The sequence below is a fragment of the Gilliamella sp. Choc5-1 genome, from assembly GCF_001690595.1.
GTDB classification, from domain to species: domain Bacteria; phylum Pseudomonadota; class Gammaproteobacteria; order Enterobacterales; family Orbaceae; genus Gilliamella; species Gilliamella apicola_M.
Genome location: NZ_LZHH01000013.1, coordinates 1 through 12397 on the forward strand (window position 1 = coordinate 1; position 12397 = coordinate 12397).

A 12397-nucleotide genomic window follows, 5' to 3' on the forward strand; every position below is an offset into this window, starting at 1 on the left:
GCTCAATATCGTTTTGTATTTCACTCAATTGCGTGTAAATCTTACGTCGAAATAAAATATCATAACATTCTGTTTTCATCGTCTTATGGAATCGCTCACAAATACCGTTTGTTTGTGGGCTGTAGGCTTTGGTCTTGGTGTGTTCAATATCTTCTAGATTAAGATAAAGTTCATAAGCATGGCTCTCCTTATGGCCATTATATTCCGTCCCTCGGTCGGTAAGAATGCGTAAAAGTGGCACTTGTTCGCTGTCAAAGAAAGGAAGGACTTTATCATTGAGCATATCGGCAGCAATCAGACTGTTTTTCTCGGTATAGACTTTAGCAAAAGCGAGTCTGGAATAGGTATCAATAAATGTTTGTTGGTATATTTTCCCTATGCCTTTAATATGCCCTACATAATAGGTATCTTGTGCACATAAATAACCCGGATGATGTGTCTCAATTTCACCATGCGCTTCTTTTGATGCTTTGGCTTTTTCAAGGGCCTGTAATTGATTTTCCGTGAGCACACATCCTTCTAGTGCCACTTTGGTTTCTAGGGCTATTAAGCGTTTTTTAAAACTTTCTAAATCGTGACGTAGCCAAATAGAGCGTACCCCACTCCCTGACACCATGATGCCTTCTTGACGAAGTTGATTGGCAACTCGATGTTGCCCATAAGCTGGATATTCATAAGCCATATTGACAACGGCTTGTTCTATATGTGGCTCTACCCGATTTTTTTCGATAGGCTTTTTACGACTGATTTCTTGAAGCGCAAGCTCACCCCCTTGCTCATACAGTTTTTTAAAGCGATAATAGCTATCTCGACTGTATCCCATGACTTTGCAAGCTTGTTGAACGTTACCGAGTTGTTTAGCTAATTCTAGTAGTCCTAATTTTGGTTTAATAATTTTGGCTGTTTGATTCATTTCTGACTCTCCTTTTGTGTTATAAAATAACTTAAATGTCAGATTAAGTAAAGACTATTACAAATTAAAGTAATGTTAACTATTTATATTTAAATTGGGATGAGTATTTTGTTGTTATAGTTAATTTCCTGATAGTTATCTTTAAAAGATTCTGCTTAGAAATTATCAATCAAGATTTTATAAATTAAAGTGTTTTTGACTAATTTCTATAGAAAAATATTTATTTTTCATTATATTAGAATAATTTTCATTAATTGCTTTTGAATATATCACGATAACACAAATCAAACTAAAACGAATAAATGCACAAATAATATTACAATATATTTAGTTGGTGGTTTTCATTTTGCATCTTTAGTTATTTATCGGTATAGTGGCAACAATTATTATTACTTGGTTATAAATTATAAATACAACGCCATGTCTATTTGTCAAAAAATTGTAGTTATTATTTTTATTGGACTAATAAAAATAAGTTTTTTGTATGCTGATGATAATCAACAGCTTCAATCTTTACGTTCTGCTATTAAAGAACAAGAAAGGCGTTTAGAACAACAAAAAAAAGAACGTATTGAACTGATTAATAATTTAAAAAAACAAGAAACAGAAATTGCTAAACTTTTAACATCAATTGAAAAAAACGATTTATTATTTATAAAAATAGATCAAGAGATCAATAATTTGGTTAAAAAAATTGATGAATTAACAATAAAACAAAAACAGCAACGAACTATATTATCAAAACAACTAGAAAACGCATTTAAACTAGGAAACATAACTGGTTTAGAGTTGATTTTTTCGGGCGAAAAAAGTGAACGTAATGATCGCATAATTACTTATTATGGTTACATCAACCAAGTTCGACAACAGCAAATTCACGACCTTCAAGATACGCAAACCCAATTGAACGAGAAAAGAATTGAATTGCAAAAAAAACAAGCCTTACATAAAACATTACAAATCAAACAGAAAGAACAACAAGCAGGGCTTGAAAAAAAGCGTCAAAATCGTCAAAGCACAATAATTACTCTTGAAGCATCAATGCAATTAAACCAACAAAAATTAGTTGATTTGCGTAATAATGAAGTTAAATTACAAGAAAAAATTGCCCAAGCAGAACGTGAAAGTAGAAGCATAGCAGAAAAAGAAGCAAAACAAGCAAAATATATTGAAGAAAAACAGAAGAACCAAAGTTATACTCTTAATTCTGATGAAAAAGGATTAATGGCTCGTGTAAGTGGTATTGGTAAGCCACAACATCAGTTTAATTGGCCTGTGAATGGTAGGGTTATGCATCGATTTGGAGAGTTGCTTCAAGGTGAACTACATTGGAAAGGAATGGTGATTAATGCAAAAGAAGGTACTCAAGTTAAAGCCGTTGCTGATGGTCGGGTTATTTTGGCAAGTTGGTTACAAGGATATGGCTTTGTCGTTGCGTTAGAACATGGAAAAGGTGATATGAGTTTATATGGTTATAATCAGCGCATGTTGGTTGAGGTAAGTGATAAAATCGAACGTGGACAACCTATTGCATTAGTTGGTTCAAGTGGTGGACAAAACACATCTGGACTATATTTTGAAATTCGTCGTGATGGTAAGGCGCTTGATCCAAGTGGGTGGTTAAAATAGTGCGTTATTTTATAGTCATTTTTATTACAAGTTTATTGATACTAAATACACACAATGCTTGGGCAGCAAAACTTGCAATAGTTATTGATGATTTTGGCTATCGCCAACATAATGAAGAGCAGATTATTGGGCTTTCTCCTTTTATTACCATTTCTGTTTTACCACATTCGCCTAATGCTAGACGCATTGCTACGTTAGCTCATAAACATGGTAATGATGTGATTATCCATTTGCCCATGGCACCAATTAGTAAACAACGGTTAGAAAAGGACACCTTGTTCCCCTCGATGAGTGAAAGCCAAGTTAAAACCATTGTGGATAATGCTATTGTTCGGGTGCCTTATGCCATTGGCGTTAATAACCATATGGGCAGTTTAATGACATCGAATTTGCCTGGTATGATAAATGTGATGAAAGCGCTGAGTGGTTATTCGTTGTTTTTTTTAGATAGTAAAACTATTGGTAAAACTCAAGTTAAAAAAGCCGCAGCAGGCTATAACATTGCTGTATTAACGCGTGATGTTTTTTTGGATGATACGCAAACTGAAAGCTCAATTAGTCAGCAATTTGATTTGGCAGTAAAATTGGCACGTAAAAATGGCGTAGCGATTGTTATTGGCCACCCACATCCGCAGACGGTTAATGTGTTAAGGGCAAAGTTGGCTAGCTTGCCTGCGGATATTAAATTGACTAGACTTAGTGAGTTAACTATACCTATTTCAGAAAGACCTAAAATGACCTTGAAAGAGATTGTTGAAAAATGCAAACATCAGTTTGAGGCGGTTACAAACCTTAAGCTGATTGAGGAATAGGTCTGTTTTTTAGCGTTTTTCTAAAGTTCGGTGCCGTATTTGCACTTGTTTGTTTTTGGCTTTAAAAAATGCCGCTAATTGTTCAGCAATATAAACAGAACGATGCTGTCCACCTGTGCAACCAATGGCAATGGTTAAGTAACTGCGGTTGTTTTTTTCTAGTAATGGCAACCACTGATTAAGGTAATTGGCCGTTTGGTTGATGAAGTCGGATACGTCGTTGTATTTTTGTAAGTACTCTTTGACTGGCTTATCGAGTCCTGTTAGTGGGCGCAAACAAACATCCCAATGTGGGTTGGGTAAAAATCTAACATCAAATACAAAATCAGCATCAATGGGTAGTCCATGTTTAAAGCCAAATGATTCAAATATAATGGTTAATTCTCGCTCTTTTTTACCTAAAATGCGTTCTCTTAATAGATCGGATAGTTCGTGAACCGAAAGGCTATCGGTGTTAATAACAAGGCTTGCGTGTGATTTTAACGATTCTAGGTAAGTTTCTTCAAGGTCAATAGCTTCTTCAAGGGAGTATTGTTGGTTAGAGAGTGGGTGTATGCGTCGTGTTTCGCTATAGCGTCGAATTAGGGTGTTGCGACCGCAATCAAAAAAAATGATTTCTGGTGTTACTGATTGCGGTAAGCGTTGAAAAATGTCATTATTAACGTCAAAATTTTTAGGCAAATTTCGTATATCAATGCTAATAGCTACTGGTGTGTTGTTATCTTTTAATGAGTTGGCTAATTGCGGTAATAGCGCAACGGGAATATTATCAACACAATAAAATCCCATATCTTCTAAGGCTCGTAGGGCTATTGTTTTGCCTGAACCAGAGCGACCACTTACTATCATTAGAATCACAATATTAACTCCAATCTCATTAATGCATTAATTATATACTGTTTGTTTTAGGATATACAATTTGAATATAAATAATATTTCAATCATTAATATTCTGTTTTTATTTGAGCTATTAGTTGTTTAAGTGCTTGTCCTCGGTGTGATATTTGGCTTTTTTGTTCTTTAGTTAGCTGCGCTGCTGTGCAGCCTAATTCTGGAATATAAAAAAGCGGATCGTAACCAAAGCCACCATCACCTTGTTGTTCATTTAAGATTATGCCATTCCATTTGCCTAAACAGACGATAGGCGTTGGGTCGGCTTCGTGTCGCATAAAGACCAGTGCGCAATAAAAGTAAGCTGTGCGGGCTTCTTTGGGGACGTTTTGTAATGCAACAAGAAGCTTGTTATTGTTGCTTTTGTCGTTACCATGTTCACCAGCATAACGTGCTGAGTAGATCCCTGGCTCTCCACCAAGTGCATCGACCGCTAAGCCTGAATCATCGGCAATGGCAGGTAAACCGGTTAATTTTGAGGTATGTCTTGCTTTTAAAATAGCATTTTCAATAAATGTTAAGCCTGTTTCATCAGCATCAGGGACGTTAAATTGGCTTTGTGAAACAATATCAAAACCAGCATCAGCAAGTAATTTTTGTAATTCATTCACTTTGCCTTGGTTGTTGGTTGCTAATACAATTTTTTGCATTTTAATTTCCTCTATTTTAATGGGAGTTGGCTATTAGCGTAAGCCGTTTTATTTGCATTATTTTCGTTCTAAAACTCGGGTTCACAACTAAAAGTCATACTTTCCCCCGTTTGGGGGTGATTGATTGTTAGGCGTTGGGCATGTAATAGCAGCCGTTTTGACATGGCAAAAGCTTCAGAATGTGCATAAAATTTATCACCCAAAATAGGATGGCCAATCGCTTGCATGTGAACGCGTAATTGGTGTGATCGTCCTGTAAATGGGAATAATTGTATTCGCGTTGTGTTGTCAGGGTTGCGAGCAATGACTTGGTATTCTGTTAGTGCGTGCTTACCGTTTTCAACATCGACCATTTGCCTTGGGCGATTGGGCCAGTCACAAATTAGAGGTAATTCAACGCGACCAGTGCCATGCTCAAGATGTCCATGAACAACAGCAATATAGGTTTTTTTGGGGATGCGTTCTCTGAACTGTTTTTTTATTTCACGATCGGCAAGCTTCGATAAGGCTGCAACCATAATCCCACTAGTTGCCATGTCTAGTCGGTGTACTGATTCGACATAGCTATATTTTTGTTGTAGGCGGTGAATAATACTATCAATAAATTGCGGTTTATTTCCTGATACCGATAAGATACCCGGTTGTTTGTTGACCACAACAATGTGATCGTCTTGATATAAAATAGAAAGCCAAGGTTCGATAGGTGGGTGATATTCCAAAAGCATTTTTGTGTGACAAATTGTAAAATAAAATTGTCACACATTCTAACAAAATCAACGAAAATCGCTAGTGGCGTTATTTACTCCAAATTGAGGTTTTAGGTGCGGAAAAGAACTGCGATACTAATATGGCTAAGCCGGTGATAATATAGCAAGCAAAGATGATAATCATCCATTGTGACATTTCGATAGTTAAAAATGTCCAAATTTTATCGGCGCAAGAACCATAAGCATTAAATAAGCTAGGAAACCATGTGTCTAACGGTAACCAAGTTGGAAACTGGACGTTGATTGAGCAAGTGTCGCTTAAGTTTGGTTCAAATTGTAGATGGGCATGAAATATTGCTAAAGTAAATCCTTTATAAGCGCTAAAAAGCCAAATAAAAATACCGATTAATCGAATAATTGTGTATTTAGGCGCAATAAGCCCAATAATGCTCGCTAACATAATGCCAAATATGGCACAGCGTTGGTAAATACAAAGCGTACAAGGCGCTAGTCCTAAACCATGTTGAAAATAAAGCGCGGTTATTTCAAAGCTAAGAGTGGAAAAGAACAATAAGAACCAAGCAAGTCTGCTTTGTGAGTATTGATTAAGCAGTGATAACATACTATTTTATTCCCCCATATTCCGTTATAATCATTTTACTTTAATTATATTGGATATTATCTATCGTTATTCCTTAATGCCGATAGTGTAGTTTATTTTTGAATAATGTAAACGACTTTATTTATTGATGGCGGATTAATCATTTCTTATGGACTCAAATGCTCCACAAACAAAATTGCAAGTCTCATTTGTTACTATTTCAGAGGAAAATGCGACACAACGTATTGATAACTTTTTAATCACCTATTTAAAAGGTGTGCCAAAAAGTATGATTTATCGTATTTTAAGAAAGGGCGAAGTACGTGTTAATAAAAAGCGGATTAAGCCTGAGTATAAATTAAATATTGGTGATGAAATTCGTATTCCTCCTATTCGCATAGCTGAAAAAACCACACCTGAAATTTCAACCAAGCTTAATAAAGTAGCTGATTTAGAAAAGGCAATTATCTATGAAGATGATGTTTTATTAGCGATTAATAAACCATCAGGTATTGCTGTTCATGGTGGTAGTGGTTTGAGTTTTGGTGTGATCGAAGGATTACGCGCATTAAGGCCCGAAGCGAAGTTTTTGGAGTTAGTGCATCGTATTGACCGCGAAACATCGGGTGTGTTGCTGATCGCCAAAAAACGCTCGGCATTAAAAGCGTTACACGAACAGTTACGCCTTAAGCAAATGAAAAAAAATTATTTGGCCCTTGTTAAGGGGAATTGGCCTTCTGAATGTAAGGTGATTCAGGCGCCTTTACTTAAAAATGTGTTGAAAAGCGGCGAGCGAGTGGTAAAAGTTGATAAAGAGGGTAAACCGTCAGAAACGCGCTTTAAAGTTGAAGAACGTTTTGATTTTGCCACTTTGATTAAAGCCAGCCCCGTTACTGGGCGTACACATCAAATTCGCATTCATACTCAATATGCTAATCATCCTATTGCTTTTGATGATCGTTATGGTGATAAGCAATTTGATGCGTTGTTAGCTAGTACTAAACTTAGTCGGTTATTTTTACATGCCGCAAGTGTCAAGTTTATTCATCCTAAAAGCCAACAAGAGATGCAATTAAATGCACCTATGGATGATGCTTTACAGTACTGTTTAACTTGTCTTAGAAAAGATAAATATTCTTAGAAAAATAAATATCAGCAAACAGAATCTTAAAATAAAAAAGGTATACGAATGAAAGATCTCAATTTATATTTAATTAGACATGGTCAAACGCAGTGGAATATTAAAGACCAGATGCAAGGTTCAAAAGATTCACCATTAACTGAGCAAGGCATTTTAGGTGCTAAATTAACAGGGCAACATTTAAAAGATATTTCTTTTATGCAGGCTTATTCAAGCCCACAAAAGCGTGCTGTCGATACCCGTAATTATATTGTTAATGAAAATAATATAGCCATTGATACTTTTGAGCTTGCCGATCTGCGCGAAATGGATTTTGGACTTTGGGAAGGTAAGCATGTGCCTACTTTAAAACAAGATGTGCCCGAGTTTAACGTTTATTTAACTGATCCGGCTAATTTTGATGCGTCAGTCAATCAAGGCGAAAATTACGCTGATATTTTAGCTCGTATGAAGCAAGCATTAAATACCATTGTGCAAAATGCACCACAAGATTCAGGAAATATTTTAGTTGTGTCGCATGGTACGGTATTGCGTATATTGCTTTGTGTTTTAAATGGCGGTGATTGGCGTTTACATCGTGATGAAGAGTACTTTCCACGAATGTTAAATACCAGCATTAGTGTGGTTAACTATAAGCAAGATGATGATCAGGCTACTGGCGAATTTACGGTAAAATTCTATAATAACGTGGATCATTTGACTCAAAGATAAAGATTTTTATACCTCGACTAGTGAGCCTTTTCATCATGAGTCGAGGTGGTATTGTTGCGCAATTCAATTCACTTATCGTGCATAAGCAGCGTAACGTTTTTGCAGTTGTTGTAATTGATTGATTCTTGCATCTATTTTCGAAATCATTGCTTGATTGCCTTTAGTTTGATTTTTTGCATTTTGTAAAATAGTGATCGCTTGTTTAAAATTGCCTCTTAATGCGCTAATTTCTGCTTGTGCACTCATTTCTTGCGCTCTTGAACGTATTTTTCCATAAGCAGTAACAAGTAAATCCCAACCATTGATATCGTCATTATGGTCAAAAGTATAACGATGCAATAAACTCACCGCTTGTTGATAATTTTTATTTTTTATATATGCATTTGCTAGATTCAATTGTAATGCCGAGCTATCGGGGGCTTTTTTTAGTGCCGCTTGCAAGCGCGTAATGGCAGCACTGCTATTGTTGAGTGCTAAATCAATATCGGTCATTAAATCAATATACCATATGTTATTCGGGTCACTGTCTAGTAATGGTTGCAATTGTTGTTTGGCTTTTTGGTTGTTACCGCTAAGGTTGTCAGCTAAAGCATTACCATAAATAGCGGCAATATTGCTTTGTTCATTATTTAGCTTTTTATAAGATTGTATTAATAGTTGGCCTGCATTTTTTTTGTTATTAATTAAAATTGCTAAACGTGCTTTAGCTAAATAATAGTTTAATGATGGTGTTATATTCTTTTTATTGTATTGTAAGGAGCGATTGCGAATATCTGTTATTCGGCTATTAGGCAGTGGGTGAGTGAGTAATATTTCTGGTGGTTTGCTACTAAAACGGCTTTGGTCGGCGAGTTTTTGTAAAAACTCAGATGAAGCATAAGGATCAAATCCTGCTTTTGATAGTGTCCTAAGGCCAACACGATCCGCCTCTTGCTCATTACTTTGTGTAAAGCTGATCATATTTTGCGCTGAACCCGCCATGGTGCTAGTCATTGCTGCCATGCCTGCTTCGGGGTTAGCTAAAGTCAGTAAAATCGAGCCTAATGTTGCTCCCCACACATAAGGGCTTGTACGGCTTTGGTTTTCCATTGCTCGCGCTAAATGGCGTTGGGTAACATGACCTATTTCATGAGCCATAACCGAGGCTAATTGGCTTTCATTATCCGTATCTAATATTAGTTTAGAGTGAATGACAACATTACCACCAAAAAAGGCAAAGGCATTAAGTACATCACTTTTCATAATATAAAAATGGAAAGGTGTTTTTACTGATTCTGATTTAGCGACTAATTTTTTTCCTAGATCATTAATGTATTGGTTTAGAACGGGATCATTGATTATTGGGGTGCTATTTCGCAACATGCGCATATAGTAGTCACCCATTTCCATTTCTTGACCAATACTAAGGGTTGTAGCTGCTGCGGTTCCTATATCAGGTAGGTTGATATTATCAGCATAAACGATAGGGGTACTTTGTAATAGTAACGAGGTAGATAGTGTAAATGCGATGACTTTTTTTAACATTATTTCAACCAATTAAGATAAGATTTATTTCAATACATTTTAGCTGAAAAAAAGCACAATATCACTTTGAATTTTTAAAGCGAATTTAATCTTTATGAGATAGTCGTTTCGATAGCTAGATATAAAAACACAACAGTAATTGGCTTATTGCTGTTGTGTTTTGACGGTTATTTCAAAAGTTAAGCTAATTGACAGCGATGTTTGATAAAATCGATAATATTGTCAACTTTTACCATTTCTTTATCACCGCCAGCTCGGTGTTTGTATTCAACTTCGCCGTTTTCAAGGTTGCGTTCACCAATTACGATAGTGTGAGGGATCCCGATTAGTTCCGCATCAGCAAACATCACGCCAGGGCGCTCTTTACGATCGTCAAATAAAACTTCAATGCCAGCAGCTTGTAAATCAGCATAAAGTTTTTCGGCTGTTGCTTGAACTTTTTCGGATTTGTGCATGTTCATTGGAATAATGACAACGCTAAATGGGGCGATTGCTTCAGGCCAAATAATACCACGATCGTCATGGCATTGTTCAATAGCAGCTGCCACAATTCGGCTAACGCCAATGCCGTAACACCCCATGATCATAACGTGATTTTGTCCATCTTCACCTTGGACGGTGGCTTTCATTGCTTGCGAGTATTTAGTACCAAGTTGGAATATATGCCCAACTTCAATACCACGTTTAATTTGTAATGTGCCTTTGCCGTCTGGGCTGATGTCACCTTCAACTACGTTGCGAATGTCTTCAATACGCGGCAGGGCAACGTCACGCTGCCAGTTAATATTAAAGTAATGCTTATGATCGATATTCGCACCCGCACTAAAGTCACTCATGACAGCGACATCGCGGTCGATAATGATAGGCATATTTAAGTTAATTGGTCCTAACGATCCTGGTCCTGCGTTAACAATGGCGCGGATTTCGTCTTCCGTTGCAAATTCTAATGGCGAGGCAACAATATCGATTTTTTCGGCTTTGATTTCGTTTAAGGTGTGATCGCCTCGAACCAATAATGCAACAAGTTGGTGTCCGCTTTCTTTTGTGGCTTTAACCATTAATGTTTTAACCGTTTTTTCAATTGATAAATTGAACTGTTCAACTAATTCATCAATCGTTTTGGCATTAGGTGTATCGATAAGCTCCATGGCTTTAGTTGGCTCTGCTCTTTTTTGTGTTGGTACTAATGCTTGAGCCATTTCTATGTTAGCCGCATAATCAGATTCGGTTGAAAACACAATGTCATCTTCACCGCTGTCGGCTAATACTTGGAATTCGTGTGACCAGTTGCCACCAATCGATCCAGTATCAGCACGAACCGCTCTAAAATTTAAGCCTGCACGCGTAAACACGGCGCTATAGGCTTTGTACATGTCATCGTACGTTTCTTGTAGTGATTCTTGTGTGGTATGAAATGAGTAGGCATCTTTCATAATAAATTCGCGTGAGCGCATAACCCCAAAACGTGGGCGAACTTCATCACGGAATTTTGTTTGAATTTGATATACATTAAGTGGTAATTGTTTATATGAGCTGACTTCGTTACGTAGTAAGTCTGTAATGACCTCTTCATGAGTTGGCCCTAACACAAAATCGCGATCGCCACGGTCTTTAATGCGTAATAGCTCTGGGCCATATTGTTCCCAACGCCCGCTTTCTTGCCAAATATCTGCTGGTTGTACAACGGGCATAAGCACTTCAATGGCTCCTGCTTTGTTCATTTCTTCACGGACAATATTTTCAACTTTTTTAAGGACTCGGTAACCAGTGGGAAGCCAAGTATATAAACCTGCCGCAACTTTTCGGATCATACCGGCGCGTAGCATTAATTGATGACTAATGACTTCTGCATCAGCAGGGGTTTCTTTTAACGTAGAAAGAAGATATTTACTGGTTCGCATAAATTTATCCCGAAAAAATAATTTAGTTATAAATATAATAAAAATGTGAGTTAGTTTAACAGTACCAAGCGCAACACTGAAGCAATTTTATTGGTAATTATTGTGAATAGTAAAGATTAATTGTAAATTATTAGCATTAGTAATTAAATGGAATTGATATGAAGAAATTAAATTTATCGCACTTCATTACTGCCTTTTTTGTGGTTTTGGTACTATACCAGCCAATTAAATTTATTATCTATCATTTTACTGATTTAAGTTATGATGAAATTTTGGATTTTGGTTGGAGAGGAGATGGCTGCGAAACTAAAGATGGCCGTCGGTTAGATTATATCAATTGTCCTTGTGGCACAGGATTAATAGAACCTGATGATCTTTATAAAATTAGTAATGAAGGGTATTTTTATTACAATGATAAGCTTTTGGGAAAAGTTATCCTAAAAACAAAGCCAAGTTATTTTTCTGGCGGTGAAATTCTAACCGGCGGCGAATTAGAAATTGAGAATTTAGAAACAGGAATAATTTGTTATTATGATTCAATTCTTGATTGAAATACAATCTTTAATAGGTAGGAAAACACCCAGTTGTTTACACTTCATAGTTAAAATAATCTTCTAAAAACATTTAAGACATTTTACAGGAAACCGTTTTATGCGATTTTACGGTAATTTAATTATTAATAAATTGTTCTTAAATTTTTGTTTTCTATCTTTTAAATCCTGACTTATTTGCTGATTATGCTATAAATTATCATAAGTGCCTATGCATATTGCTTTTGGTGCTTGCGAAAAAATTTTGTTTAAACATATCTGCTGTAGCCTTGTTAGCCAAAATAAGTGTTTAATACCATAGCCCATGTTTTTATTGTCGTCACGTTTATTACTTAACGTTGAGGTTTTCTATTAATTACTAATCGT

At 36.2% G+C, this 12397-nt stretch carries 12 protein-coding genes; 5 read left to right on the plus strand and 7 right to left on the minus strand.

The annotated features are described in order from the left end of the window. A partial coding sequence (locus tag A9G35_RS00900) for an IS481 family transposase (RefSeq protein WP_065635305.1) occupies positions 1–913 on the minus strand: 913 nt, incomplete at its 3' end. Positions 914–1333: 420 nt separating this feature from the next. Between A9G35_RS00900 and envC the strand changes: the two genes are divergently transcribed. Further along, positions 1334–2542 (plus strand): murein hydrolase activator EnvC, encoded by a 1209-nt coding sequence (gene envC, locus A9G35_RS00905; RefSeq protein WP_065635306.1) that lies wholly within the window; start codon positions 1334–1336, stop codon positions 2540–2542. After that, positions 2542–3354 (plus strand): divergent polysaccharide deacetylase family protein, encoded by an 813-nt coding sequence (locus A9G35_RS00910; protein WP_065635307.1) that lies wholly within the window; start codon positions 2542–2544, stop codon positions 3352–3354. Before envC ends, A9G35_RS00910 begins: the two co-directional genes overlap by 1 nt. Positions 3355–3363: 9 nt before the next feature. Here the strand turns inward: A9G35_RS00910 and rapZ are convergent, their stop codons facing one another. From rapZ to dsbB, 4 genes are all read right to left on the minus strand, one after another. Continuing rightward, on the minus strand, positions 3364–4212 hold the full coding sequence (gene rapZ / locus A9G35_RS00915) for an RNase adapter RapZ (RefSeq protein WP_065635308.1): 849 nt from the start codon (positions 4210–4212) through the stop codon (positions 3364–3366). 86 nt (positions 4213–4298) lie between these two features. Beyond that, positions 4299–4895, minus strand: a complete 597-nt coding sequence (locus A9G35_RS00920) for an XTP/dITP diphosphatase (RefSeq protein WP_065635309.1) — start codon at positions 4893–4895, stop codon at positions 4299–4301. A gap of 68 nt (positions 4896–4963) precedes the next feature. Continuing rightward, positions 4964–5620, minus strand: a complete 657-nt coding sequence (gene rluA, locus A9G35_RS00925; RefSeq protein ID WP_065635310.1) for a bifunctional tRNA pseudouridine(32) synthase/23S rRNA pseudouridine(746) synthase RluA — start codon at positions 5618–5620, stop codon at positions 4964–4966. Between the two features lie 70 nt (positions 5621–5690). Then, positions 5691–6224: a disulfide bond formation protein DsbB gene (gene dsbB, locus A9G35_RS00930; protein WP_065635311.1), complete on the minus strand. Its 534-nt coding sequence runs from the start codon at positions 6222–6224 to the stop codon at positions 5691–5693. A gap of 148 nt (positions 6225–6372) precedes the next feature. Between dsbB and rluC the strand changes: the two genes are divergently transcribed. Both rluC and A9G35_RS00940 read left to right on the plus strand, forming a co-directional pair. Next, the gene (rluC, locus tag A9G35_RS00935; RefSeq protein WP_065635312.1) at positions 6373–7344 is read left to right on the plus strand and encodes a 23S rRNA pseudouridine(955/2504/2580) synthase RluC; all 972 of its coding nucleotides are present in this window, start codon (positions 6373–6375) and stop codon (positions 7342–7344) included. A gap of 48 nt (positions 7345–7392) precedes the next feature. Further along, the gene (locus tag A9G35_RS00940) at positions 7393–8055 is read left to right on the plus strand and encodes a histidine phosphatase family protein (RefSeq protein ID WP_065635313.1); all 663 of its coding nucleotides are present in this window, start codon (positions 7393–7395) and stop codon (positions 8053–8055) included. A gap of 72 nt (positions 8056–8127) precedes the next feature. On the opposite strand, the gene A9G35_RS00945 is transcribed toward A9G35_RS00940, so the two are convergent. Together A9G35_RS00945 and proS are read right to left on the minus strand one after the other, a co-directional pair. Further along, complete coding sequence (locus A9G35_RS00945; protein ID WP_065635314.1) at positions 8128–9579, minus strand: beta-barrel assembly-enhancing protease; 1452 nt, start codon at positions 9577–9579, stop codon at positions 8128–8130. Between the two features lie 179 nt (positions 9580–9758). Then, complete coding sequence (proS, locus tag A9G35_RS00950) at positions 9759–11480, minus strand: proline--tRNA ligase (RefSeq protein ID WP_065635315.1); 1722 nt, start codon at positions 11478–11480, stop codon at positions 9759–9761. A gap of 158 nt (positions 11481–11638) precedes the next feature. Between proS and A9G35_RS00955 the strand changes: the two genes are divergently transcribed. Then, positions 11639–12031 (plus strand): hypothetical protein, encoded by a 393-nt coding sequence (locus tag A9G35_RS00955; RefSeq protein ID WP_065635316.1) that lies wholly within the window; start codon positions 11639–11641, stop codon positions 12029–12031. Positions 12032–12397 lie beyond the last annotated feature (366 nt).